Here is a 26,781-nt window from a genome sequence, read left to right as displayed (position 1 = left end):
TAATTATTAATTTAATTTTAGATGATTATTTTTTGAAATTATATTAACTAGAACATCTGATGCTAAATTCAATGCTGTTTCTTTACTGTCATCGACAATAATTTAACTCTGTGTAAAACAGAATTTATCATAAACGGCTTCAAATGGTTTTAAAGTTTTATCAATTCATAACTGTCTTAGACAATGATTTAAAAAACATCTTTGCTTTCTAATATACTGCTTTTCATTTAGTAAATAGAGCTTTATTTCAAACCGTAATTTCAAAATTATCTAAACAATAGTAAATATATAGTTTAGAAAGCTATATTCTTGAAATTACATTAGTCGATAAAGAAATGATTTTAAAGAAAAAACATTAATTATTTGACGCAATTATGGCTGTCAAATTTTGGAATTAGCTTATTTTTGGAATTAGCCAAAGTGAATAGAAACCAGAGGAAATAGAGGTTTCATAATTGTGGAAATTTTGTTTTTCTAAATTGAAATTAAATAGATTACTATTAAATAGCAATTCATTAATCGAAAAAACTGAGGAATTACAAGAAGAAACACAAGTACATTTAGAATGACTACATTTTCCGCCACAACCTTCGTGACCATTAGTTTTTGAATGATTGTCGTTTTTACAACAATCATTTTTTTCCATTTCTGTAAATCTTTCTTTTGTAGAAGAATGTTTAGAAGAATTATTTCCACAAGCAAAAGAATTACTTGGTATCAATAAGAAACCGAATAATATAATTACTATTAAGTGGAATTTATTCATTTGAGTTATGAATTTTTGCCAAAATTAATCAAATTATATTAAAATTTCACTAATAAGATGTTAAAAACATATTCATTATATTTTTATCAAAAAGGTAGTGGTAAAATGTTCTCTTTTTAACAAATGCAATTAGTGAAATGAAGCAAACAAAGACTTGAGTTTAGGAATACTTGGACTAAATGAAAGTTTTGTGAAGCTGAATGAGATAATGATTGGTCTAAGCTCTTTTCTACTGCTAATACTAAATCAGCTAATGAATTTACATTTTTTGACTATCAAATCTCTTGAAATACTATTAGAAATTATAGTCAAAAACACGTTTTTGATAGAAAATTTGTTTTTTGGTTTAAGATGGCGTATATTTGCCAAGTCATTTCCCTAGGGAAAAGGATCTGGTTCGCCACAACACCGTAGTTGTGGCATTTTTTATTTAACCCTTTTTGTATATTTGTCTTCGTAGTACTTTTGGTTTCTTGCATTATCGATATGAAAACAAGAAATTATCATATAGTCTGGAGTGATTTTTTCCATTACTACTAAAAAGTTTCCTTCTTTGAACCAAAAGTAGTCCCTGATTCTACCATCTGCTTCTAAAAACTGAAAGCAAGTTACATCATCTGTATCTTTATTTTCTAATATTGGTTTTATCCAATGAATTTTGTTGGCTCTTTTTTTGTCAAAACATCTTTTTCCTTTTGACCCTCTTGTAATGATTTTTACAAAAGTGTGCGGATAGGCTTCGAAGCCTTCTTCTTTTGAATTTGAGATATCTATTTTTACTTTGAAACCATCAAAATAAAAAACGTTATCAATAAAATCGGTTTTGAATAATTGAAATAGTTCTTCTAAATGTTCAGCCGACGGATCAATTCCTAAACCAGGTATGTGATCATCCAAATTAAATAAATCCATTATAGTTTTATTCTAGGTTGGTGATCAAAAATATTGAATTTAGTTTCCCAAGGTTCTGTTCCTTCTTCGAGATTAAAACCAGCTTTAGTTTCTAAATATTGAATAAAATCCATTCTGCTTGGAGTTGGATTCTCAATATTCTTCATTACAATTCTTGTTTTATAAGTGATAGCTCCAATAAAGAAATCGGCTAATTGAAAGAAATTGTTATCGTGAGAATGTAAATGCTGGAATTGTTTGAATGGACTTTTACCTTTGTATTCATTGTTAAAAACTTCATTGATTTTTTTAAGTTTTTCTCTACCACGTGTATTTTGAATATCTATAAAAACCCTGTATTCATCGCCATTGCTGTTATTTGGGCGTAATAAATAATAGGTCATTTTATAATAGAAATTGTCGTGCGAGCCCTGGTTAAAATCTGTGTGATTTAGACGCTCTTTGTATTTGACTAAAATGCAACGAAATTGTAATGAAGAATTGAAAAAGTAATCAACTAATTCTTTGTATAATGCTATTCTAGCATTTGAAAATTTATTCCATTTTAATTCTGATTTTTGATTGTGCTTCGCTAATATTTGATTGAATTCTTTTTGTAATTCAACATAATCTGTCATTGGTACTTTGATATAACCGATACACATAACCGGAATTTTATCATTTTCTAAATGACAGCTTTCGTCTATATAAAAATCATATTTATTTTTCATTCGAAATTTGATACGCTAATTTTATAAGTTAGTTTTGCTGACCAATTGTAGTAATTTTTGTTAATTCATCAGAAGCGTCTTTGCTGAAATTTATTCCTTTTTCTTCAAGATTTTCAATAATTGATGACTTAAATTCTAATTTATCAATTAGGTGTTTATGTTTGATTTTGAATAACATAAATAAATCATCCCAAGTCATAACATAGATTTCATAATTTCTTATTGATTGAACTAAATATTTCTGTCCCTTATTCTTTTGGTTTTCATATAAATCGGTGATATAGTCATCTACTTTTTTACCAACTAAAATAAATTTCCAATTTCTTCTTAGACTATTAAAACGCTCTTCTTCAATTATAAATCTCAAATATCTTTCAACTTGTTGAAACTGTTCGGATCCAATAATAACAGAAGGTCTTTTCAATTCTACAATGATATTTTCTTCAATTGTTAAATCATTATTAGTCGCGTCTGGAATGTCGGATTTTCTACTAACAAAAATATCAGGTCTTTTTAGTTTTTCATTACTTTCTATAGTTTCAGGTTTTTTATTGTTGATTTCAAGATGAGCGAAATAATTGTTTAATAGAATTTCAAAATTTTTGTCTGCAGATACTAAATGGAACTGCTCACCAAATAGCCAATAATTTTCTTCTATAACTTTTTGAATATGTTCTCTTTCGTTGGTAAACTTTTCTAAATCAAAGATTAGCGTTTTCAAAATTTCGACAACATTAAATCTATTTTCCAGTAATTTTATAAGCGCATTTATATGGGATAAATTAGTTTTTTTTAGAGTATTAGCTAATTCGTCTCTTTCTATATCTGAAAGTTTTACTACATTTTCAACGATTGTCAGCACACTTTCTCTTTGTTCTGTATCGAGCAATAAATTAAGAAAACCAACTATTGTTTTACTTTGTATGGTCGTCAGGCTTTGGAAAATTTTTGGTTGTGCACTGTATAATTCCTTGATTACATTTTCTAAATCAAGTTTTCTTAAATGATCATATGAATTATTTTTGAACGTTGGAAATACTTTATTTTTATTATAATTTTCAATTAACTCATTAGCTTTTGAATTTCTGATAAAAATTTTTTCTTTTTCAGACACAAATTCATTTAATAATTCTACAAGATTTTTAAAGGTAATATCAGTTTGATTTTTTCCGAAAAAGTCAAATGCCGGATTGTCGTCTTTTGTGGCGCTGAAGTTGTCAAAATAACCAGCTTCAATATATAAAGAATGATGGAAATCTACTGCTTTATTATTAAACGAAGTATGTTTTCTAAACACTTGTTTTTTTTCATCATTGAGAAAATAATAATAGTATTTATCACCAATTTTTTCTTTCCATCTTATATAACTTACTTTAAAATTATAATCTCCAATAGGGATATTTTTTTCATCAGTTTCTTCTATTACAGAAAAATAATCTAAAGGCTTCTTATTTATTAATATTTTAAAATAACTTTCTTTATTTAAATACAAAAACCATCCAAACTCATTGGCTAAAAAAGTCTCGAATCCTTCATTGTCTAATAAATCAGCGTACATTCCGGTAAAATCTTCAAATATCACTTTTGTACCCGTTTTTTGTTCTTTCGAAATAGTTCTATCAAAAGTTTCAAAATCCTGACTGTTTTCTTTTTTAATTTGAATATTATACTCTAAAAACTTATCATCTTCCGACCTAAAGATTGTGTTCCAGGTTGATTTGTTACAAAAAGTTGAAAAAGAATATCTTCCTTTTCCCTTTTTTCCTTTTACAAAACCAGTTTCAGAAAATGAGTTTGCTTTTAATGAAACCATAAAATTCCCAAATGTTTCAGATATGTTATCAAAGCTAATTCCTGAACCATTATCTGAAATTGAAAAAATATTAAGTGTACCTATTTCATTTCCTGAAAAATCAATATCTATTATTGAAGCTCCAGCATCAAAACCGTTCCAAATGTATTCAGCAATAGCTTTCTTGTAATCAGATGGTAATCCACTGCCTTCTATACTTTTAGATGTAAGTTTTGTAGTATGCTTCTTCATGTAATAATTGAATAAATTGAAAAGTAAAAATATAAATAATTCAGCACAAATTAACCGTTATAAATACTAAGTTATTTTCTTTTATCCGCAATTTCGTTTTCAAATCCAATTAGATTAATCATTTCTCTTAATCTGCTTCTTACCCGATTTCCATAATGGGTTTCTATCTCACTAGCCGATAGATTTGTCGTTATATGTGTTAGGATTTTTTTTGAAATAAAAATATCATGACGACTCAATAGAATTTCAGCCATTACATTGCATTCGTTTCCGTAGTATTTTAGGTTGTTTTCTACTCCTAAATCATCGAAACAAATTGTTTTTGGTTGTGATTCATATAATTTTCCGATACTGTATTTATGAATGATCTGGTAGCCATCCTGAATGAATTCGAAACTGATATCCCGGCATGGTTTTACCGAAAATTTATATTCTGTGGCAGTTAGGTATTTCATTAGGTTCATTAATGATGTCTTGCCGCAGCCTACAGGTCCTGAAAGCAAAATTCCTTTGTTGAGGTTGATGTTGTATTGAAAACAGGCAGGTTTGTCTTTGAGGAAATAGGCTATTAGTTTGTAGATGATAGGATAGTCGGATTCCTGGATTTTGAAATGATTACCGTATAGTTCAACGCCTTTTTTTTCGAGCCAATTGATTACGTCGGGATAGCTGTAGTGGGATTTTATTTCATTTTCCATAACTAAGAGGTTTTTGCTTCAAAAAGCATTTTTGATTATGCTCTGTGTGACAATGAAAGGTTCGCAAAGTGAGATTGCTTCATTCCGATAGCTATCGGAATTTGCTATGACAGCTACAAGGGTTCTGCATAATTTTTGTCTGTTGTTGCGTTTAGATTTTGACGGTGGTGTGTTGGTGCTGTATCGGTGCTATGATTGAAATTTACACTGTTAATTATCCAATTTTGTGCTGCCGCTTGCCAATCGACCATTGGTGTTTTGCCACCAATTAACCAGCCCACACTGGAGAAATAATTGAAAAACTTTTGGGCTTCAAGTTCCGGGAAGTTGTTTTCCTTGAAATAGGTTTTGACTTCTTCGGTTGTTGGATTAAGTTCTCTCGACTGCGCTCGGGAAGACAAATCGGAATTCTTAATTTTATCTTTTTCTTTTTTCGCGGAACTTTTTTCTTTTTTTTCTTCGGCAGCTTCGTTTTTTAAAAGCTCATCTTCAGAGATTGCTTCATTCTTTGCAATGATTTTTTTTGCTTGCTTTTCCAAGTTTGAAACGTTTTTTTTGTTTGAAATGTTTGTATTGTTTATATAGTTTATAGAAGGTACTAGTGCTTGTTCAGTACCAGTCCCACTACTAGTGCAAGACTTGTTCAAAGCTTGTTCAGAGACCTGTTCAAAAAGAAGTTCATTTTTTGGTTTTCTTTCGGATTTTGGCAACGGTTTTAAATCGTCTGAAAAATTGAATAAAATAACATGACTTCCTTTGAATGGATTGTATGATGGTTCGTAGTTGATATACCCGAGACTATGTAAGTTCTTAAGACATTTGTGATAGGTTGCTTTTGAACTGATTTTACTAATTCGCATTACCTCATCACGATTGATGCTTATTGGGTTTTTAAAGCGGTTGCAGTTCCAGAATTGAAAAAGTGAAATGTATAAGCTTACGTGAGTTGGATTGAGTGTTTTATCAATTGCTACTTTTTCGAAGAATCCGGTGAGGTGTTTAATGTAGTTCATTTTTTCAGTTGTGGGTTATATGCTTTGACAAGCTCAGTATGACGATAGTTATTGTTATGAGTTTTCAACCTTATCTCACTAGCCATTTTGGATTGAATAGAGTAACTGTAGCATCGACTTTATTTGCGTCTAGTAATTTATCTAAATCGGCACTAGAGTAATATAAAATTCCTCCAATTTTAGTGTAAGTAATGGTTCCGTTAATTCGAAGGTTCTGTAAAGTACCAGAAGAAATGTTTAGCAGTTTTCGGACTTCATTGGACTTGAGCCATTGTTTTGTTTGTTCCGTTTTGGATTGCAGGATTTCTTTTAGGTCGTTTAGTAAAAGTGCTCTGAATTCGTCGAGATCTTCTCGTGTGATAATTTCAACTGCCATATTATTGTGGTTTTAATTGTTAATGACAAAGAGAAAAAATTAAGTCATACCAAAACAGTTACAAGGGGTTACGTAACCCTCTTAAACTTCAACAAAATCAACTAATCGAGGTAAAAAAGTTTTTTATTTTTTAAGTATTTGATACCAATTGAATGGAATTATACTAAATTTGTCCGCAGAATACCGAATAGGTAATTCAATTGAAAATATATTGCGAAAGTTATTTCGAGCCAAAGAAAACGACCAAAATTCTAAAAGCAGCTCTACAAATAAACTGTTCGCCCTCGCTATGCGTGGGCTCGGTTTATCGGAGCTGTAGGTGCTTGGTCGTACCTCTTTGGCTGATGATCGATGTCCCACGCTGTCGTTTGTACTCATTCCAAAAGGGAATTGTTTGCAGTTTGTTAGGTTAATTATGAAAAAAAATTCCTCAGTTAGTCCCGAATTATTGGAGTTTATGAAACTTCATAGCATCCCTAATCTAATAGCTTTATTAAAATTTGAAGATGAAAGTTTGTTGAAAATGAATGGTTTTGGGTGGAGACTGATGCGTGAAGTATTAGTGTTTCGTGAGTGCCAATAGTTCCATTATTTTTTCTCTGATTGCTTTTTTAGTTCCAATTTCTACATTGTAATACTTCACCTTTAGACTATCAATAGAAATATTATCCGTGTTTTTAGTTTTGAAATTTTGAGCAATAAACTTAAAAATGTCTGTCTGGTTTTTGTGTTTTATAATTTCTGTTTCAAGCAATAGTCCAAAAAAACAGCTTAATTGTGCAACAGATAAGCCTGAAATAAATTTAGTACTAAGTTCATTTTCTGGCGGTAGTTTAAAATGTTTTGTTTCTAAATTGAAACTTCTATTCAGATAAGCAATTTCTTCTTCAATCCAATGAATAATTTGGTTCTGGACTGAAGGCAGATTTATACGGTATTTTACTGTATTAATTCTTTGTTTTTGATTGTAGCATTTAAGTGATAAGTACAAACAATCAATTTTTTGAATGTTGTTATCTGAATTCTCTAGATTTTTTAGAATAGTGTCCGTTAAAAACTTAAAAAACTGTAGTGAGTTGAAATTAAGATAGAAGAGACAATCTATGAGTGCATCTTCAGTTATTTTTTCATTTTCAATTATTTTATGGATTTCTAAAATGAATTCTGAGCAGTAATTAAAATCATAATAAGTTAATTTTTCTTTAATATTTATGGTGCTTATTTTAAGAATAGGTTCATATACAATATTTAACAATTGGATATTTATTTCACTATTCAATAAGGCTGATTTGACGTTTTTTAGTTTGTTGGTGATTTCTTTTTCTTTAATAAATAGGGAACGATAGGGAATGTTACTTTGTACGTTTATGTAGTTTTTATATTCCTTTTCAATAAACCGATGTAGCTTTTCAAGATAAATATATGTGATTTTTAAGCAGTCTGTTTTATTGTAATTATCGGAAAAATGACGTAGATATTTATAATTCTCCGGGTTAATCTCTTTGATTAAACTATGAGCCAAATTTTCAAGGGATTGTTGTTTTTGATGTATGCGCTGCTCAATTTTATTTTTAGATTTTAAATTATAAATACGTTCCTTATTAGCTTTTTTGATCCTTTCATTTTCTTTTTTAAGTGTTTGATAACAATATAGAAAGAAGCGATTTTCGTGTGTTAAATCTTCAATTTCACAGTTTTTTACAATATACAAGCGGCTCTTTTTTTTAGCGCACCAATTACACTTTACATTATTATTTGAGATATTGAGTTTCTGGAGTATAATAGGAATATGTATGTCAAAGGTGGAAGTATTGCCGGAGGGTTTGAACTTTATTTTTCCAAAATCCGGATGTAGATTATGTATGGGATTCTTTACGGAATATTTTACTTCTTTATTAATTGTTTTGAAATCAACGGGATAAATCAAATAACTTTCAGATGACTTTTTTTTAAGATACGGTACTAAATCATTGCTAAATATTATTGGAGGATTTTTAATTTGATTTATAATTCTGTCGTAATTTTCAAGTAAGTATTTGTATTTCATGCTAATTCAGAAACGTAACTTAAACATTAGTTTTATAAATCATTTTCTAGCTTGAAATTTCCAATTCTTTTTCTGATTTTTCTTAAAGTTATTAAGATGAAGCATTTGCTTAACTATGAAATTGTATAGTTAATTCAATTTTTAACTGGATTTTTTGTAGAAACGTAAAGCTAATGTAAGAAATATTTTGGATTAATATCTTTGTGTAATAAATCTTATCAAAATAGAGTAAAAATGTTAAATATCTTACATGCTTTTTTGAATAGGAGCTTTTAGGTTAAACTTGTTTTTTAAAATTTTCATATCCTCACTTACTTTTCTGTCTAATACTTTGGCATAATGTTGTGTGGTTCTCAAATTTTTATGTCCTAACATTTTACTCACACTTTCAATCGGAACTCCATTTGTAAGCGTTATAGTGGTTGCAAATGTATGTCTGGCAATGTGAAAAGTTAATTCTTTTTCTATTTTGCATACGCCAGCTATTTCTTTTAGATACTCATTCATTTTTTGATTGGATAGGATAGGGAGTAATTTTTCTTGATTATTACTTTGTGGATGATTTTCATATTTGTCAATAATCATTTGTGTTACCGGTAGGATTGGAATTTTTGAAGCGGATTCGGTTTTTTGTCTATGCGTGAATATCCATTTCTCGCCATCAATTCCGTAGCTTATATGAGACCTTGTTAAGTTTTTGACATCAATATATGCCAAACCTGTAAAGCAGCTGAAAAGGAATATATCGCGAACGAGAGATAGTCTTTCTGTTTTGAAATCTTTTTTTATGATTGATTGAATTTCATCTTCAGTTAAATAAACCCTTTCAACTTCTTTTACTTTTGATTTGTAGTTAGCAAAAGGATTCTTGTCAAGCCAGCCATTGGCCAAACAAATTTTAATAATTTTATTGAAGTTCTTGATGTATTTTATAGCAGTATTGTTGGCACAGTTTCGAACGCTTCTTAGCCAGAATTCGTAATCGGCTATAAAGGCATGATCTATCTTTGTGATATCTATATCGGAAACATTGTATTTCCATTGCATAAACTCAATGGTGTGCTTTAGTGATGTAGTATAGCGTTCTAGTGTCCCTGGAGCGTATTCCTTACCAACCAATTCTTTTATTTTGTTGTTGTGGTCTTGGAAGATAGGAGTAAGCATTCTTGCTCTTTCATCAAGGCCTAATAATTTGCTCTTAATTGTTTCGGTGGTTAGAGCTATTTTTTTATGGATTAATTCCATTTCGGCATCTCTTATTTGGCTTTTCAATAAATCAAGATGATTATTTATTGAACGAGCTTCTTCTGAATTACCTTTTATTTTACCTGCTTCTGTGGACCATTTGGATATTTCCACAAATCGGTTTGTGCTGAGCTCTATACGTTTTCCGTTAATTGTAATTCTTGTGTAGATAGGAACTAAACCGTTTGCGGCTGCTTTCGCTTTTTTTGCATAAAAGAGAATTGATACTTTTGTTTTCATTGTGGTGACCTCTTTAGTTGTTATTAAATTTAACTTCAATATGACTAATCCACAAGATGTACAGTTTTTAAACTGGTTGTTGAACTGGCTGTAAAGCCTCGTGGATACTAGTCTGAAATAAAAATCGGTTACCCGAAATTTGGGTTGTTTAGGGTAACCGATTTTATCCCTTTAGGTTCACGAATGAATGAATAATTTGATATGTGATAAAAAGAAAAAACCCTTAAAATCATACGATTTTAAGGGTTTTAATTCAATTTGCTTTTCAGCTTGCGGAGAAAGAGGGATTCGAACAAAAACGTCACATCCCGCTTTTATACTGCATTTCTAATATTTTTTTAACTGTTGTGCCACGGATGTGCCATGAAGATTTTCGCTATTTTTATAAATATTGAAAGTTCTAGACTGGTTTAAATCCGTTTAAATTTAAGTTGTAATTCTTAATTAATTGAAAAACAAAGTTAAGCATTTTTATGACAAACTCAGACAAATATTTTTGAGAACAGATTTTGAAAATTGGATTAAGGAATTTATTCTTTTTAGTTGATTACGTTTTTTAAAGAGGAGTCGAAGGGGCGCAATTAGACACCTTATACCTAATTTTGACTTTTATAAACAATCTTTATTTTGTTGTAATATGTTGTTTTTTATTCGATTTCAGAATGATTTGTCTTCTGTGCAATCAAGAGTTGTATATGCGTTTTAGGCTTAAAATTTAAATTTTGATAAATCACTAAAATAAAATAAATGACGTATAATCAATTTCAAAAAAAAAAATTAAATGGGATTAGAATCAAACTTTTTTTGTATTTATAAAAGCTACATGAAAAAAAATATCAAACTGTTTATAGAGTATTTAGAACGATTAGCGAATATGAATAATGAATATTAAATGCGTTTAAGACTTTATTTAGATTTAATAAGTAAAGTTGTGTTTATGAGTAATTGTTCTTGGATTATTTTATTTTAAGATTTTTTTTACTTTAGTATGGCAATATTTTTTGTAAAATTGTGTTTTGTAGTATGTAAAGTCTTACGGTACTAAGGCGTTTTTTAGAAGTAAAATAGCCGAAGTTTTCAAGACTATAAATTTATCTTAAAACAATTATAAACACATGCAATCTTTTAATGACATAGCTGCTTAGTATCTCCATTTGTATCTGTTTTGATTTAATAGACGCATCGATAAAATTGATTTTGTTTGTATAGGCTATATTTTTATGAGATTAAAAATAAACGTACAATGAAAAACACTTTAAATGATATACTGGTTCAAATAAAGAAGTATGAAAAAAAAGTTTCTGATGAAGCAACTAATCTAATAGATGAATCTTATAAAATAAGTACCTATTTAAGGGAATTGTTATTCGAGATAAAAAATCAAATTTTAAAAGTTGGTTTTAAAGATAATTCTGAGGAGATAAACTTTTTCAAAAATATAAAACCTCAAATACTTGGCAAATTAATTTATTACAATAAGGTATTTCGAATCGAGACTTCTTGTCCTGTAAACGACGGAAAAATGTACCATAATTTCTTCTCGAATGAACTGGAAGAATTAAAGTTAGAATATAAAGAGCACATTTGCAATTCCGATTTTCACAGGTATTATCGTTCTGGAAGGACAGACAGAGATAGTGAGTATTTCATGTTGGGTAAAATAAATTATCACAATGGACTCAATAGCTTTGTATTTGAAATAGATCCCAGTTTTTCTACCTATTATGATTACAAAGTTGCCCGAATCATAGCTAATGAATTGCTTTATACTTATTTGTTAGAGAAAGTAAATCCGGATTATAAATCAGATTTTATTTTACAAAATCCGGAATCGGTTAAGGAAATCTTTTGGACTGATTCTAAAAATGCACTAATAGAATTGATTTATGCATTATATGCTTCAGGCGTTATTTCACAGGGGAAAATTGGAATTCGAAAAATTAGTCTTGCTTTTCACATTTTATTTCGAACTCCTTTAGGAGACATTCATCATGCTTTTCATCGAATGAAAGAAAGAACTGGTTCCAGAACAGTTTTTCTTGATAAACTTAAAGCAGCATTGGAAGAATATATGGATAAGGATTTGTAATTACATTTCAAATTATTAATAAGAACAGCGTTTTTATCACGCTGTTTTTTTATGCCCATCAATACCCATTGGTATCCCATATTTATCACTTGTCGGTTTGAGATATTATCAACAGAATAGTTGCTTTACCACATTTATAAAATTACAAATATTTAAAAAATCTTCATTTTCAATTGGTACATCTTGGCGGACAATTACACTCATACTTTTCAAATTTGTACAGCTTCAATAAGTAATTGTGTAATGTGTTAAAATAAAAGTATGAATATAGACAGAATGGAATTTATAGCATGGATGGAGCGAATTATGGATCGTTTCGATATCCTAAATGAACATATAAATGATGTTCAAAAACAACGGAATAACATTGATGGAGAAGAATTGTTAGACAATCAGGATCTCCTTCAGATGTTGAAAATTAGTAATCGCTCACTTCAGCGTTACCGCTCATCAGGTAAGCTACCGTATTATACAATTAGTGGGAAACTTTATTATAAATTATCAGACGTTCATCAATTTATACGTGATAGTTTTAATACTCCTTTCAAAAAGTGATAGACAAAAAATGTCAAGTAAAGCCATTGAAAGTCATTTGGTATATGCTGTTATTTCATCTCATTATTTTCGGGTTTATAAATTAAAAATGCTATTGTGATGAGCGAGCAATCTATAGATGCACCAAAATTTGAAGATCAGTTTTCTGATATTTTATTGGTACTTGACAAGAAAAAAAAGAGAATAGAGGCAGTTAAAGGAATAGATAAAAATGGTGAACTACAAACGGTAACTGCCAACAAGAAAAATGAAAACCAGTTTATGCGTGTCGATAAGCATGGTGATTTGTTTTCTAATTTTTTTTCAAATTTTCTGAACCAATTAAAGAATCCAACTCATTTTAATTTTTTTAAAGTAGCTGTCCATGACGGGATTAATGTAGCCAATAAAATGCAAAAAGAAGTTGATAATCCAACTCAAGAACGAGAAAAACTATTTAGCGAACATGAGATAAAAATTAATAATAAACAAGAAAATAAGAATATTATGGAAACAACACAGCCAACAACGGAAACGAGTGAATACCGCTTTAAATTAGAACAGATTGATTGGAATGCGATGTCTAATCTCGGATTAAGCAAAGAACGACTTGAAAAAATGAAGCTACTTGATCCTTTATTAAAAGGATATAAGACAAATGAATTGGTTCCTATAAGTCTTGATTTAGGAACTTCCATTACCCGTATGGATGCCAGACTTTCGTTGCAACAGAATGATAAAGGGCAGGTGGTTGTTGCTATTCACGGAATCCGTAAAGAACCACAGCTAAATTTCCCGTTTTTTGGACACGAATTTACTAAAGAAGATAAGGAGAACTTACTAAAAACAGGTAATATGGGACGAGTAGTTGATTTGACCAATCCTAAAAATGGAGAAACAATACCCTCGATTATTAGTGTGGATAGATTGACAAAAGAGCTTATTGCTTTGCGTACAGACCGTATTAAAATACCTGATGAAATAAAAGGTGTGAAGTTAGATGAACAACAAAAGCAGACATTGAGTGAAGGTAAAGCTTTGTACATAGAAGGAATGATTTCTAAAAAGGGAGAACCTTTTGATGCAGCTGTTCAATTTAATGCAGATAAATGTTATGTGGAATTTCTTTTTGACAGAACTAAAAATACGCAATCTGTAACTCAACAACAGGATGTACCTCGTGTGTTTAGAGGAAAGGAGCTTGATGAACAACAATATCAAAAGTTCCAAGAGGGGCAAACAGTATATGTAAGTGGTTTAATTGATAAGAAAGGTAAAGAATATCAGGGCTATATCACATTCGATAAAGAAACTGCAAAAACTAATTTTTCTTTCGATAACCCAAATAAAATAAAAGAAAAAGCCCAACCCAAAGAGGAAAGTAAAACACAAGTTGCTGTTAATTCGGAAGGCAAAACAAATGACGCTACTAAAAATATTAAAGAACCTTTGAAAACGGAACAGAATAATCCGGATAGTAAAAAGCAGCAGCAAGAACAGGAGAAATCTAAAGCGGCTAAATCCAAAGGTCGAAAAATCTAGCTATTCTAAAAGTTATAAAATGAAAGTAGTAATTGCAGAAAAACCAAGTGTGGCTAGGGAAATAGCTTCGCTTATGGGAGCTACAGAGAAGAAAGAGGGTTACCTGATAGGGAATGAATATCAGGTAACCTGGGCATTTGGACATTTAGTTACCCTGGCAATGCCAGATGATTATGGTATTAATGGTTTTCAAAAAGAAGTCTTACCGATATTACCTAATCCTTTTTTATTAACCGCTCGTAAAATCAAGACAACTGATGGTTATGTTCCAGATACAGCAGCATTGAAACAATTGAAAATCATAGAGCAGCTTTTAAAAAAATGTGAAAGTATTATTGTAGCCACAGATGCCGGACGTGAGGGAGAACTGATATTCCGTTATATTTATGAGTATCTAAAATGCGACAAACCCTTCGAGAGATTATGGATAAGCTCATTGACAGAAAAAGCGATTCTCAAGGGATTTGATAAGCTGAAATCAGGAAAGGAATTTGATGGTTTATATTTTGCTGCTCAAGGGAGAAGCCGTGCAGACTGGCTAGTAGGTATCAATGCCTCACAAGCTTTGACAGTTGCTGCCGGAAGTGGAATTTATTCTTTGGGAAGAGTGCAAACCCCAACATTAGCACTTATTTGTAAAAGGTTCATAGAAAATAAAGCATTCACAATTAAGAAATTTTGGCAAATTGAGTTAGAACATCGAAAGGATTTTATTGATTTCAAAAGTCTTTCTTTAACCAAATGGGATGATATTAAACAGGCTGATCATGCACTGAAATTCATTCAACGACATGGAATGGCTACGGTCACAGCTCTTGAAAAGAAGATTGTTAATGAACAACCACCCTTATTATTTGATCTTACAGCATTACAGAAAGAAGCTAACATTAAATTGAATCTTTCAGCAGAAGAAACTCTTACTATTGCCCAGAGTCTTTATGAGAAGAAATTTATCAGCTATCCACGTACAGGGAGTAAATATATTCCCGAGGATATGTGGGCAGAAATTCCCAATTTAATAGGGATATTAGAAGAAATAGATAAGTTTAGAGATGTAGTGCCTAAAATGAAAAGAGGACGTTTGAATAAACGCATCGTTAACGATCTAAAAGTAACCGATCATCATGGTTTATTGATTACTGATAAAATGCCTTCCGCTTTAGCTGCAAAAGAGAAAGCCATTTATGAAATGATTGCCTATCGTTTATTAGAAGCAGTGTCTCCTGTTTGTTTAAAAGAAATAACAGATGTTGCCTTGCAAGTGGCACATTATGATTTTTCACTAAAAGGATGTAAAATTATTGATGCAGGTTGGAGATTCATTAAGGGAAGTTTTATCGATGAGGATAACAATCCCGTCCAGGATTTACCGGAACTAAAAATAGGAGATGAGTTAAAAATAAAAGAAACGAAAGTTTTGGAAAAGCAAACAAAACCACCAGTCCTTTATACCGAGGCTAGCTTATTGGGAGCAATGGAAAATGCAGCTAATCAGATTGAAAGTGAACAAGAGCGAAAGGCTTTACAAGGAATAGGAATTGGAACCCCGGCAACAAGAGCCACTATTATTGAAACACTTTTAAAAAGAGAGTATATCAAACGGGATAAGAAGTTTTTACTACCTACAGAAAAAGGATTGAAGGTTTACGAATGGGTAAGAGATAAAAAGATTGCTGATGTTACTATGACGGCAGATTGGGAACTAGCTTTGCAAAAAATCGAAAACAATGAAGTAGATGTTGCCCTATTTCAAAAAGAGATGGAAGATTTTACAATGACTATTACACGAGAAATCCTTACATTATCTATTGATCAAGAAAAACAACCAGAACTGATTTGTCCAAGATGTAAAATTCAGAAATTAGTAATTCGGGATAAATTGATAAAATGTTCAGATGAAAGTTGTAATTGGGTTCAATTCCGAAATATATGCGGCATACAGTTAAGCTTTTTAGATTTAGAAACTTTGATAACTAAGGGTAGAACTAATCTCATCAAAGGTATGACCAGTAAATCCGGAAAAAAATTCAACGCTTATATCGAAATGGATGAAAAAGGGGAGACCACTTTTACTTTTCCTGAAAACAAAAAAAGGCGATGATTTAAAAATTAGGATAGTTTTTTTGAAGCTATTTGTTTTCTTACTTTTCAGTAAGTAATGATAATGAGTGTATTTTTTTTTATAAGATTAGTTGTTTTTTTTTTGTTTTTTGTAATTTTTTTTATTTCAATTTATTAATGATTTTGTCTTTATTTATATGAAGTTTTGGAGTGAATTTTATTGTTTTTTTATTGTGGTGTAAGTAAAAAATGTCAGATTTAAACTTGTTAATTAAAATTTAATTTTTTAGTATTGTATGAAAATATGTTAAAATTTTATTCCTTTTGAAGTTGTTTTTAGAATTTTAAACATGAGTATACGTCATTAAAGTAAAAAAAGAGGATTAAAACCAATACTAAAAAATATGAAAAGATTAGTTGCCTTATTGTTTGTAATTTTAGGAATGAAATATTCGTTTGCCCAAAATCAAGATATTGCTTTTCCTCATGTAGTTCCGATGTCTCCTAATGCGGCTGAATTTGCAAAATATGGTGATATTCCAGTGTCTCACTATACAGGTGTTCCTAATATTAATATTCCTCTTTACGAAATAGATGTAGATGGTCTTAAATTACCTATTTCACTTAATTATCACGCATCAGGAATTAAAGTAGATCAAGAAGCTACGTGGGTTGGTTTAGGTTGGTCACTTAATGTGGGGAGTAGAATTTCAAGAACTACTAATTGTGTAGATGATTTTTTAAATGGGGATGAAACAGATTACAATCATCCAACAGTAATAGGAGGATATTATACAACTCCAGAGCATGATGCGGTTTCCCAAACACATTATGACCCTCCTATTTCATATTACATGCCTATGGAAAGTAGATTAATTTATGATACAGAGCCTGATATCTTTTACTATAATTTGCCAGGTATAAATGGTAAATTTATACTTGATAAATCAAGAGGTGCTGTTTTGTTTGATAAATCTCATAATTTGAAAATCGAAGTACTTAGAGATTCTTCGGTTAAATTTAAAATAACTGACCAAGAGGGAAATCAATATTTTTATGACAAGCATGAGATTACAGAAAGTTTTTCTAAAGTTGGATTCTTAAATAAGAATATCCATTCAAGCTTAACTAGGTATGATGATATTGATGGTGACGCATTAGATTTTGTAGCTTGGGATAGATATTATAACGACTCTTTTTCAGGTTCATATAATCCATATAAAATGATAAGTAGTTGGTGTTTAAGTAAAATAACAACGAGACATGGTAGGGAAATAACCTTTACTTATGATACTGAAAAACAATATTTACCAACTCAGGAATCATGTGAAAATTATAGGCGTAATGGTCAAAGTTACCTTTATTATTATAAATCAAAAATAGTTAATACAGCTTTACGATTAAGTAAGATAGAAGGAGATTTCGGGCGTGTTGAATTTAATTGTTCTGATCGACTTGATATAAAAGGCACAAGTAAGAAGTTGGATTCATTTTCTATTTACAATAACAATAATACTTTAGTAAAATCATACAAATTGGATTATAATTACTTTAATGATGATTATTCTGGAGATTCTCAAGGCAATTTAAAATTTCAACATGTTTTTAAAAGGCTTAAATTGAACAAAATAACCGAGTACTATGCTTTAAGTCAACCCTTAAATAAGGGATATTCATTTACTTATTATGATGGAAGTTTTCCTCCAAAAAACTCTAAAAATGTTGATTATTGGGGTTTTCAAAATGGTAAAAGTTATGGTGAAAATTATTATATAGGACTTAGATTACTAAATAATGAAACATATAACGGAGTTAAAAAAGATGCACTTTTTGATAAAGCAATTATAGGAACCTTAAAAAAAATATCATATCCTACAGGAGGTAATTCAGAATTTAAATTTGAGAGCAATACATTTTCCTCATCGTATTTTGAGGATAATACTTATGAAGCCTCCCATACCGATCCTTATAGTGTATATAAGAATTTATCTGTGTTTAATAATTATATTTCAAATGATTACGTATATGTGGAATATCCTAACCAAGATACATACACCTTTCAAATTGAACAAGAAACTACTATAAAAATTAATTGTACTTTAGAAAATGTTTTAGGTACTAGAGATTTAACTTATAATTACGAAAGTTATGGTAATCCATTAGGTGAGCTAAGGAAGGTAAGTCCAACAGCAACTAGTATTTTTACTTACACATGTCCACCAGTTTGGGAATCTACTTCATCGCAGCCACAAGGAGAAGGAAGTGAAATCATTTTAGTAGAACGACATTTTACATTACAACCGGGGACATACGAATTTAAAGCATACACTCCTCCTCGTGATGTATATGCAGGTTGGACATTATATTATGATAAATATGTTTTGCCAACAAATGGAGTTTCGCATGGGCCATATAATGGGGGAGGAATACGTATAAAAGAAATAGTTGATTCAAAAATTAAAAAATATAAGTATCCGATAGGTAGTATGCTAGTTCAGCCAGTTTTGTGTAGTTTTCTTCCTCGTGGAGGTGTGCCAGAATTTTTATTTCCTCAAGGAACTCCTTTAGCACAAGTATCAGAATCTAAAACTCCTTTATCTACATTTAATGGAGGGAATATTATAGGTTATGATTGGGTAGAGGAAGAGTCAAACTTTGATGAAAATGATAATATTTCTAAAATTAAATATATTTTTTATAATGATAATGAGTCTGATTTTTTTGATGATAAATTTCCAGACTCTCCTCGTTATATAAATTATACAAATGGACTAATCAAATCTATTGAAAAATATAAATGCGAATACCCCAATATTTTTAATACACTAGTGGAGAAAAAGGATTTTACTTACGCCTCCTCATTCAATAGTAATATAATAAAAGCATTTAAGGATAAAGGTATAGTAGATCCGGGGTCTATAGTAGTTGGTAGAAAAATTTTAGAATATTATTATCAAGTCGAATGGCCTTTACGAGCGAAAGAAGTTACTACGTTGAGCACTGATGATGGTAATAATATTATTTCTGAAACAAATTACAGTTATAATTCAAAAGATTTAATACAATTTACTTCGAACAAGCAATCTACTTCATCTTCGATCAATAATACAGAAATAATTGAAAAGATAAAATACCCTTTTGATTTTAATGATTCAGTAAGTGCGTCAATGGTTAGCAAGAATATAATCGGATTACCAATTGAGAAAACTATTTTCAAGAAAGTTGGTACAAATCAAGAAATTGAACTATCAAAACAAAAAACAGTTTATGAGGATATAGGTAATGGGGTTATTTTACCAAAAAAAGTTCAAACCTCAAAAGATGCGGCTGTACTTGAAGACAGGCTAAAGTACAATCGTTATGATCTTAATGGCAATTTATTAGAAGTAGAACAATCGAATGGTATGAAAGTTAGTTATATCTGGGGGTATAAAAGTACACTTCCAGTAGCTAAATTAGAAAATATTTCTTATTCAAACATTCCATCGGATTTAATCGCAACGATTCAGAATGTTACTGATTCCTCTATAGAAACAGATGAGCAAGTACGGGTTGCATTGAATACATTACGTAATAGTTCAGATGTAAATATACAACAATCACTTATTACAACATATACTTATAAACCACTTGTTGGAATAACTAGTATGACTGATTCAAAAGGTTATACAGTTTTTTATGAATATGACGCATTTAATCGCTTAAAAAAAGTTAAGGATCAGGATGGTAAAATTCTTTCTGTTAATGATTATCATTATAAAACCCTAGAATAGTTATGAAAAACATATTTACATATATTGTATTATTTATTTTTAGTTGTAATGCTGGATTTGCCCAAATTCAAAAAGAACAATTGGTTGGTACTTGGATTTTTGATTACCCCATTTCAGTAGCTAATATGGATGCCGGAGCAAAAAAAGTATATGAAAAGAATCAAAGATTACAAGTAGGATTAGAAAGTAGTTTTAAAAACAGACAGCTTACTTTTGATAGTAGAGGTAATTATTTACTTCGTTTAGCAAGCGGGAAACAAGTTCCGGGAACATGGAATGTAAATGCCATAAATGGGAGTAAATTATTGATGAGTTCTTCAAAGCATACTGAAAATCTAACAGTTGTAATGTTGTCTGCAACATCATTAGTTTTGAAACCGATAAATAATGGTAAAGCGAAACCTATTTTGGGTACTTGGTATTTTACAAAAGTGCAATAAGGAATACTATGAATAATAAAAAAGTAAATAGATACTTTGTTATTTGGATAATAACATTGGTCGTATTATTGTGTACTAATCCAATTCATGCCCAGCAATATCATATTCAGGGACCTACTACGGTTAACTATGGAGAAACGGTAAGCTATACTTTAGGAAATATGGTAGGAGATTATGAGGAGATTTGGTGGGGTGGTGATGTTAATGTACTAAATAACGATACAGGTTATGAATCAACTGTAAATGTTCTCTGGGATATTTATATAGAGAAAGCTGTATGGTTTAATGTTTCCTATTACAATGTTAATACAGATCAGTATTATTATGATGAAACAACTGTTGCTGTATTACCACCTACTCCTACTGAACCTACAGTATTAAGTGCTAGTTGTAATGAAGTGGTTTTGCAAAGAACTAGTCCTCCAATTTTTACTAGTAGTTATCCATATGGATGGGGATTTGTTAATGATGTTATATGGTATTGGCAAAGTACAGCCGATGGCACCAGTACCGCCAATTCAGCTTCTACAATAACACTCACTAGTGGGAATCAGTATTTTTTAAGAGCTAAATCTATTGCAGACTATGGAGAGGATTATGGTACATGGAGTGCTGCTTCTAGTAGTGTATCTTATACTATTGGAAATCCCGCTCCATTAGTGGGAACTATTACGCAACCTACTTCGAGTACTCCAACAGGAAGTGTTGTACTATCAGGTTTACCTAGTACGGGGACATGGACAATTAATCCCGGGGGTATATCAGGTACAGGGACAAGCACAACAGTATCAGGATTAACAGCATCCAATGCTTATAATTTTACAGTTTCAACTTCAACCTGTACATCAGCTCCTTCTGCAAATGTTGTTATTAATGCTCAACCATTAGGAGTCGTTACACCAACTTTAAGCACAGTTACACAACCTACTTCTACTACAAGTACCGGAAGTTTTACAATAACGAATTATAATGCTTCTTATAGCTATTCAGCTAATCCTTCAACTGGAGTTGTTATTTCAGGAGCTGTGGTTACAGCTCCTCAGGGGACTTATGTTATAGTAGCTACATCAGGAGGTACTAGTTCTTCTCCATCAGCAAGTGTAACGGTAAATGCACAATCAATTATTTGTGCAGGACTTAGTAATGAAAATTACATTCATACTATTATTCCACAAACTGCAACAACGGATATTTCGAGTTTAGTCAGTTCAGAAAAGCAAGAATCGGTTACTTATTTTGATAGTTTCGGAAGACCTAAGCAAAAAGTTGCTGTTCGTGCAAGTGGTTTTGGTAATAAAGATATTATTACCCATATTGCTTATGATGCTCTTGGGAGGCAAACCAAAGAGTATTTACCTTATGCAGATGAAAATAGTTGCGGTATGTTTAGAACAGGAGATATTGATGCTTTGACTAAAAATTTTTATTTTGTAGATAAATATGAATACAATACTAGTCCTTATTCAGAGAAGGAACTTGAGGCATCACCACTTAGCCGTGTGTTAAAACAGGCATCTCCAGGTCAAGATTGGGCCATAGGAGCAGGTCATGAAATTAAATTTAACTATTTGACTAATCTTGAGACTGATCAAGTAAGATCTTATGAAGTGGTTTTAGGTAAATCCATAGTTAATAACACAGTTACCTACGTTCCGGTACTTCAGAATTCAATATCTTATTATTCAGAATATGAACTATATAAGATGATTACTAAAGATGAAAATTGGGTTAGTGGATATAACCATACTACCGAAGAGTTCAAGGACAAGCAAGGGCGTGTTGTTTTAAAGCGTACTTATGATGCTAATATCCCACACGATACCTATTATGTTTATGATGATTATGGTAATTTAACTTATGTTTTTCCTCCTAAAATGGAAGCAACAACAGCATCAGTATCAACAATAAATAGCCTGCTTAGTGATTTAGGATATCAGTATAAGTATGATCAGAGAAACCGTTTGGTGGAAAAGAAATTACCAGGAAAGCAATGGGAGTATATAGTGTATGATAAATTAGATCGTCCTGTTTTAACTCAAGATGCTAATTTAAAAGCTCAAAACAAGTGGTTGTTTACCAAATATGATGTTTTTAATCGTCCTGTTTATAGTGGCGAATATACTAAAATAACCCAAAATAGTCGTGTGGATTTACAAGGTTTGGTTGATACAGCTACAACTTTGTTTGAAACTAAAACGGGCAGTAATTCTATCAATGGCACTACGGTGTATTACAGTAACAATGTGTTTCCTAATGCAGACATAAACTTATTTACCATCAACTATTATGATGATTATATTTTTGATATAGATGGAGGAACTTCTGTTGTTTCTTACGGAGAAACGCCAATTACTAATGTAAAAGGCTTAGCTACTGGAGGTAAAGTACGTATTCTGGGAACTACAAATTGGATTACTAATGTGAATTACTATGATGTTAAAGGAAGGCTGATTTTTAATTCTAGTAAGAATAATTTTTTAGAAGCTATCAATGCTGTAAAAAGTAAATATGATTTTACAGGAAAAGTAATAGAAACCACAAATACACATCAGAGAAATAATATGATTACTACAGTGGTAGATTCTTTTACTTATGATAATCAGGGACGTTTGTTGACCCAAACACAAAAAATAAACAACCAAGATGAAGAACGTATTTTTACTAATGAATATGATCAATTAGGTCAACTTAGTAAAAAAGGAGTTGGAGGAAAAGCGACAGCTGCAAATCGCTTGCAAACGGTAGATTATAACTATAATGCTCGTGGTTGGCTTAAAGGAATTAATGATGTAAACACTATTGGAAATGATTTATTTGCTTTTAAAATTAATTATAATAATCCAACTGATTTGACTAAGGCATTATTTAATGGAAATATCAGTCAAACCATTTGGAAAACGTTAAATACGGACACGAGTTTAAAGAACTATATTTATAGTTATGATGATTTAAATAGGTTGAGTAGTGCCGTTGATAATATGGCTAGATACAATGAAAGCCTGAGTTATGACAAGAATGGAAATATTATGAGTCTGTTACGTAAAGGATATACGGATGATATTGCTAGCCAACTAGGCATTATGGATAATCTGACTTATGTTTATGATTCAGGTAATAAATTATTTAGTGTTGAGGATAGCTCGGGAAGTACCGAAGGATTTAAAGATAGCAGTCATACAACTCAGGAGTATAATTATGATGCTAATGGTAATATGAATAGGGATGATAATAAAGGTATCACTACAATTGCATACAATCATTTGAATTTACCTACCGATGTAACCTTTGAAGGAGGGACTATTCATTATGATTATGATGCTACAGGAGCAAAACAGCGCAAGATAGCAGCGGGCATAATCACTGATTATGCAGGAGGATTTCAATATGAAAAATTAGGTGCTAATTCAGAAGTTTTAAAGTTTTTTCCAACTGCTGAAGGATATGCTGAAAATAATAACGGAACTTTTTCATACATTTACCAGTACAAAGATCATTTGGGAAATGTACGATTGAGTTATAAGGACAGTAACAATGATGGAGTTGTGACAACGGCTGAAATTGTTGAAGAAAGTGCTTATTATCCTTTTGGTTTGAAGCACAAAGTAGCAGGTGAAGTTGTGAACCAAACTAGCTATAAATATAAGTACAACGGCAAAGAACTGCAAGATGACAATATAGTAGGACAACAATTAAACTGGTATGACTATCATGCTCGAAATTATGACCCCGCTTTGGGTCGCTGGATGAATATAGATCCTTTGGCAGAAAAATCAAGGCGTTTTTCTCCTTATAATTATGCTCTGGATAATCCTGTTTATTTTATTGATCCTGATGGGATGGAAGCTATTGGTGGAGTACCATTAGCCCAATTAGAGAAGCTTAGGAAAAATACTATGGGTATATCTGATTTAAGTGATGCAGAATGGATAGCAGCTTCTAGACCAGATGGATATTATAATTCAGATAGTGATAATGGAAGTATGGCTTCTGAAATTGGAGAATCTGAAGAGAGCAATGTGCAGAAACAGAAATCAACAACTGAAGAGGAGGTAAAAAAAATGTTGAAAAAACACAAAAAAGGGGCTAAAATTGATATTGATGATTTTGGGCTGGGTATACCTACTTTGGCTAAAAAATTAATTAGTAATATTGAAAGAGTTTCTGAAACAAAATTTAAAATTAATAGAACCTTTGCTGGAAAATTAGCGCTTAGCGAAAATGCTGGTTTTATTATAGAAAAAAATGGAATTCTTGTAGAAGGCGACTCAAAAAAACAAGGTTTAAAAATAACACCCTATGGCTTACCTAAATCAGAAATTAAATTCGAAGACGGAACAGTTCATTCTTATAATTCATTTATTCTTGTAAATGATAAAATTATATATGGACATAATGGAAAGTTTTATAATACTTCAGCAAGTTTTTAATTAATAGCATATGAAAACATCTTTTGAAAAATACAAAATAGTTATTATTCCTTTTTTTTATATACTTTTTTATTTTTGGGATTCTAAAATTATTTTATTTAAGTTTTTATTTTCAAATTTATCTAAAGAAATTTACAAATTAATTTATTTTCGAAAAGGTAAAACATTATTAATTGGATCATTGGATGATATTCTTATTTTCTATTGTCTATGTTGGATATTTATGTTAGCAATAATTTGCTCACTATTTTGTTTTTTTAAAGCAGAATTTTTAAGAAAAGGTATTTATATCACGTTGTTTATTCATCTGTTTTTTTTTGTAATGTATCTGATGTATTGATGACTAATTATTTTAAACTAACCAACAATTTGTAGTATTGGATACATATTTGGGCACATTCATAATAAAATAAACTATTGTTTTTCAGTATAATACGTCTTATATTAGAAGAAACAAACCCCGAAATTACTCAAAAAGAGTCAAAAACGGGGTTTTTCTTTAATATGCGATGCCAAAAATAACACGTTTAAGCGAATTTCAATACGAAATTCCCATTTTTACCCTCAATAAAGATTTTGATGGTTTTTACGCCAATTTTTTAAAAACCGATTTAGGTAAAATTTACCTTTCCACACCTTTTTCTGAACTTAGTCAGACTTTCAAATTGAAAGATTCTAAAAAAGGAACTCATTGCTATTTTAGTCCTAAGGGAAAAATTGCCCTGATGATGCTTAAAAACTACTACGGTTGCTCGGATAAGAACTAATCGAGCTTTTAAACGGAAATATTTTCATGCAGTTTTTTTGCGATATTTTAATTCCTTTAGATAAACCACTGACCAGTTATAAAATCGTGAGTCAAATCAGAATGGAACTTTCCAAGAATTTAAACATTCGCAAATCTCAGGAAATCCTTGCTAAGAGCTGGATTCCTTACATGAAAGATTTGGATAAAATGTTTACCGATGCGACTTGCTATGAAAGCGAAGTACGTTTTCCAACCAATCAAAAATTGCTTTGGGAATGTGTTCAATGGAACTATAAACAAATGGAATCCTTATGTCGCATTTTGAAAATCAAATTGCCCAGAACCAAATATTTGGATTGGTGCAGACGCTATAATGAATATTCCAAAAAGAGAAAAAAACAATCAAAATTAAAAATTAAAGTTACCCGTGGACTACTGAAATTATTGTACAAACTTAACGCAGAACTCAGTAGAATCGAGAACCAAAATTCTTTTGAAGCAACAGCAAAATACAAACAACAACGTACTATTATTGCCAAAGTTTACCAACAACAGACACAAATATTTAAAACAGGAAAAAGTGTTCCTGATAGAATTGTAAGCATCAGTAAAAGCTACATCCGACCAATAGTTAGAGGAAAAGAAGTTAAACAGGTAGAATTTGGAGTCAAAGTGAATAAAATTCAAATAGACGGAATCAATTTTATAGAACACATTCAATATAGGGCTTTTAATGAAGGAACCCGTTTGCAAAGTAGTGTGTTTTGCGCCCAAAACCTCACTAAAACTAAAATTAAAATGCTTGGAGCAGATGCTATTCCTGCCTGTCGGCAGACAGGTATGCTACTAACAAAAACCGGACATTTACCTCTGGTTATAAAATTCAAACCGATTTTATCAGAAAAGGAAAAGCTGGTAAAAACGAAGAACAGCGTAAAATTTTAGCCAAAGAAATCAAAAAAGAATGCGCTACCCGATTAGAGGGAAGTTTTGGCAAAGAAAAGGAACATTACAATCTGAAAAAAATCAAAGCCAAAACTCAAAAAAGTGAAATACTCTGGATTTTCTTTGGAATCCATACAGCAAATGCCTTAGAAATAGGAAGAAGAATTTTTA

Annotated in this window: 19 protein-coding genes; 10 read left to right on the top strand and 9 right to left on the bottom strand. The window is 30.8% G+C overall.

All coding sequences use genetic code 11. The features are described from left to right. Window positions 1-394: 394 nt before the first annotated feature. The 7 genes from FDM27_RS13225 to FDM27_RS13195 form a co-directional block, all read right to left on the bottom strand. The gene (locus FDM27_RS13225; protein ID WP_140487151.1) at window positions 395-766 is read right to left on the bottom strand and encodes a hypothetical protein; all 372 of its coding nucleotides are present in this window, start codon (window positions 764-766) and stop codon (window positions 395-397) included. A gap of 426 nt (window positions 767-1,192) precedes the next feature. After that, entirely contained in the window at window positions 1,193-1,678 is a 486-nt protein-coding gene (locus FDM27_RS13220; protein ID WP_140487149.1) for a hypothetical protein, read from the bottom strand. Beyond that, window positions 1,678-2,388: a DUF3800 domain-containing protein gene (locus tag FDM27_RS13215; RefSeq protein ID WP_140487147.1), complete on the bottom strand. Its 711-nt coding sequence runs from the start codon at window positions 2,386-2,388 to the stop codon at window positions 1,678-1,680. Before FDM27_RS13215 ends, FDM27_RS13220 begins: the two co-directional genes overlap by 1 nt. Before the next feature lie 28 nt (window positions 2,389-2,416). After that, on the bottom strand, window positions 2,417-4,432 hold the full coding sequence (locus FDM27_RS13210; RefSeq protein WP_140487145.1) for an ATP-binding protein: 2,016 nt from the start codon (window positions 4,430-4,432) through the stop codon (window positions 2,417-2,419). A gap of 71 nt (window positions 4,433-4,503) precedes the next feature. After that, the gene (locus FDM27_RS13205) at window positions 4,504-5,130 is read right to left on the bottom strand and encodes an ATPase (RefSeq protein WP_140487143.1); all 627 of its coding nucleotides are present in this window, start codon (window positions 5,128-5,130) and stop codon (window positions 4,504-4,506) included. A gap of 113 nt (window positions 5,131-5,243) precedes the next feature. Then, window positions 5,244-6,143, bottom strand: a complete 900-nt coding sequence (locus FDM27_RS13200; RefSeq protein ID WP_140487141.1) for a transcriptional regulator — start codon at window positions 6,141-6,143, stop codon at window positions 5,244-5,246. 70 nt (window positions 6,144-6,213) lie between these two features. Beyond that, window positions 6,214-6,519 carry a helix-turn-helix domain-containing protein gene (locus FDM27_RS13195; protein ID WP_140487139.1) on the bottom strand — a complete coding sequence of 102 codons (306 nt, stop codon included), beginning with the start codon at window positions 6,517-6,519 and terminating at the stop codon, window positions 6,214-6,216. Between the two features lie 415 nt (window positions 6,520-6,934). Here FDM27_RS13195 and FDM27_RS16090 point away from each other — a divergent pair, with 415 nt between their 5' ends. Continuing rightward, window positions 6,935-7,102, top strand: a complete 168-nt coding sequence (locus FDM27_RS16090) for a hypothetical protein (protein WP_181161671.1) — start codon at window positions 6,935-6,937, stop codon at window positions 7,100-7,102. Here the strand turns inward: FDM27_RS16090 and FDM27_RS13190 are convergent. Further along, window positions 7,079-8,566, bottom strand: a complete 1,488-nt coding sequence (locus tag FDM27_RS13190) for a hypothetical protein (RefSeq protein ID WP_140487137.1) — start codon at window positions 8,564-8,566, stop codon at window positions 7,079-7,081. The two genes, FDM27_RS16090 and FDM27_RS13190, sit on opposite strands and share 24 nt — an antisense overlap. Window positions 8,567-8,812: 246 nt before the next feature. Then, a complete protein-coding gene (locus tag FDM27_RS13185; protein ID WP_140487135.1) occupies window positions 8,813-10,051 on the bottom strand; it encodes a site-specific integrase in 1,239 nt (412 codons plus the stop codon). 1,243 nt (window positions 10,052-11,294) lie between these two features. On the opposite strand from FDM27_RS13185, the gene FDM27_RS13180 reads away from it, so the two are divergent. From FDM27_RS13180 to FDM27_RS13140, 9 genes are all read left to right on the top strand, one after another. Next, window positions 11,295-12,140 carry an RteC domain-containing protein gene (locus FDM27_RS13180; protein WP_140487133.1) on the top strand — a complete coding sequence of 282 codons (846 nt, stop codon included), beginning with the start codon at window positions 11,295-11,297 and terminating at the stop codon, window positions 12,138-12,140. A 261-nt stretch (window positions 12,141-12,401) separates the two neighbouring features. Next, complete coding sequence (locus FDM27_RS13175) at window positions 12,402-12,695, top strand: helix-turn-helix domain-containing protein (RefSeq protein WP_073247530.1); 294 nt, start codon at window positions 12,402-12,404, stop codon at window positions 12,693-12,695. A gap of 99 nt (window positions 12,696-12,794) precedes the next feature. Then, window positions 12,795-14,216, top strand: a complete 1,422-nt coding sequence (locus FDM27_RS13170) for a DUF3945 domain-containing protein (RefSeq protein ID WP_140487131.1) — start codon at window positions 12,795-12,797, stop codon at window positions 14,214-14,216. Window positions 14,217-14,235: 19 nt separating this feature from the next. Continuing rightward, window positions 14,236-16,317, top strand: coding sequence for a type IA DNA topoisomerase (locus tag FDM27_RS13165; RefSeq protein WP_140487129.1), 2,082 nt, complete (start codon window positions 14,236-14,238; stop codon window positions 16,315-16,317). A 364-nt stretch (window positions 16,318-16,681) separates the two neighbouring features. Next, window positions 16,682-20,050, top strand: a complete 3,369-nt coding sequence (locus FDM27_RS13160; RefSeq protein WP_140487127.1) for an RHS repeat protein — start codon at window positions 16,682-16,684, stop codon at window positions 20,048-20,050. Window positions 20,051-20,052: 2 nt separating this feature from the next. Beyond that, window positions 20,053-20,490 (top strand): hypothetical protein, encoded by a 438-nt coding sequence (locus FDM27_RS13155; RefSeq protein ID WP_140487125.1) that lies wholly within the window; start codon window positions 20,053-20,055, stop codon window positions 20,488-20,490. A gap of 8 nt (window positions 20,491-20,498) precedes the next feature. After that, complete coding sequence (locus FDM27_RS13150) at window positions 20,499-24,917, top strand: DUF6443 domain-containing protein (RefSeq protein WP_140487123.1); 4,419 nt, start codon at window positions 20,499-20,501, stop codon at window positions 24,915-24,917. A 509-nt stretch (window positions 24,918-25,426) separates the two neighbouring features. After that, complete coding sequence (locus FDM27_RS13145; protein ID WP_140487120.1) at window positions 25,427-25,684, top strand: hypothetical protein; 258 nt, start codon at window positions 25,427-25,429, stop codon at window positions 25,682-25,684. A 26-nt stretch (window positions 25,685-25,710) separates the two neighbouring features. After that, window positions 25,711-26,610 (top strand): transposase, encoded by a 900-nt coding sequence (locus tag FDM27_RS13140; RefSeq protein WP_255510539.1) that lies wholly within the window; start codon window positions 25,711-25,713, stop codon window positions 26,608-26,610. Window positions 26,611-26,781: the final 171 nt, after the last annotated feature.

This window comes from Flavobacterium sp. GSA192, from assembly GCF_006386525.1.
Taxonomy (GTDB): Bacteria; Bacteroidota; Bacteroidia; order Flavobacteriales; family Flavobacteriaceae; genus Flavobacterium; species Flavobacterium commune.
Note: the sequence above shows the minus strand (reverse complement) of the source record. Positions and strands in the feature narration are given on the sequence as shown.

Excerpts from the sequence above, each read along its gene's own strand:
- FDM27_RS13140 (WP_255510539.1), top strand. The coding sequence starts at position 25,711 with ATGCAGTTTTTTTGCGATATTTTAATTCCTTTAGATAAACCACTGACC.
- FDM27_RS13165 (WP_140487129.1), top strand. The coding sequence starts at position 14,236 with ATGAAAGTAGTAATTGCAGAAAAACCAAGTGTGGCTAGGGAAATAGCT.
- FDM27_RS13180 (WP_140487133.1), top strand. The coding sequence starts at position 11,295 with ATGAAAAACACTTTAAATGATATACTGGTTCAAATAAAGAAGTATGAA.
- FDM27_RS13185 (WP_140487135.1), bottom strand. The coding sequence starts at position 10,051 with ATGAAAACAAAAGTATCAATTCTCTTTTATGCAAAAAAAGCGAAAGCA.
- FDM27_RS13190 (WP_140487137.1), bottom strand. The coding sequence starts at position 8,566 with ATGAAATACAAATACTTACTTGAAAATTACGACAGAATTATAAATCAA.
- FDM27_RS13225 (WP_140487151.1), bottom strand. The coding sequence starts at position 766 with ATGAATAAATTCCACTTAATAGTAATTATATTATTCGGTTTCTTATTG.
- FDM27_RS13170 (WP_140487131.1), top strand. The coding sequence starts at position 12,795 with ATGAGCGAGCAATCTATAGATGCACCAAAATTTGAAGATCAGTTTTCT.
- FDM27_RS13160 (WP_140487127.1), top strand. The coding sequence starts at position 16,682 with ATGAAAAGATTAGTTGCCTTATTGTTTGTAATTTTAGGAATGAAATAT.
- FDM27_RS13195 (WP_140487139.1), bottom strand. The coding sequence starts at position 6,519 with ATGGCAGTTGAAATTATCACACGAGAAGATCTCGACGAATTCAGAGCA.
- FDM27_RS13155 (WP_140487125.1), top strand. The coding sequence starts at position 20,053 with ATGAAAAACATATTTACATATATTGTATTATTTATTTTTAGTTGTAAT.
- FDM27_RS13220 (WP_140487149.1), bottom strand. The coding sequence starts at position 1,678 with ATGGATTTATTTAATTTGGATGATCACATACCTGGTTTAGGAATTGAT.
- FDM27_RS16090 (WP_181161671.1), top strand. The coding sequence starts at position 6,935 with ATGAAAAAAAATTCCTCAGTTAGTCCCGAATTATTGGAGTTTATGAAA.
- FDM27_RS13145 (WP_140487120.1), top strand. The coding sequence starts at position 25,427 with ATGCCAAAAATAACACGTTTAAGCGAATTTCAATACGAAATTCCCATT.
- FDM27_RS13200 (WP_140487141.1), bottom strand. The coding sequence starts at position 6,143 with ATGAACTACATTAAACACCTCACCGGATTCTTCGAAAAAGTAGCAATT.
- FDM27_RS13205 (WP_140487143.1), bottom strand. The coding sequence starts at position 5,130 with ATGGAAAATGAAATAAAATCCCACTACAGCTATCCCGACGTAATCAAT.
- FDM27_RS13175 (WP_073247530.1), top strand. The coding sequence starts at position 12,402 with ATGAATATAGACAGAATGGAATTTATAGCATGGATGGAGCGAATTATG.
- FDM27_RS13150 (WP_140487123.1), top strand. The coding sequence starts at position 20,499 with ATGAATAATAAAAAAGTAAATAGATACTTTGTTATTTGGATAATAACA.
- FDM27_RS13210 (WP_140487145.1), bottom strand. The coding sequence starts at position 4,432 with ATGAAGAAGCATACTACAAAACTTACATCTAAAAGTATAGAAGGCAGT.
- FDM27_RS13215 (WP_140487147.1), bottom strand. The coding sequence starts at position 2,388 with ATGAAAAATAAATATGATTTTTATATAGACGAAAGCTGTCATTTAGAA.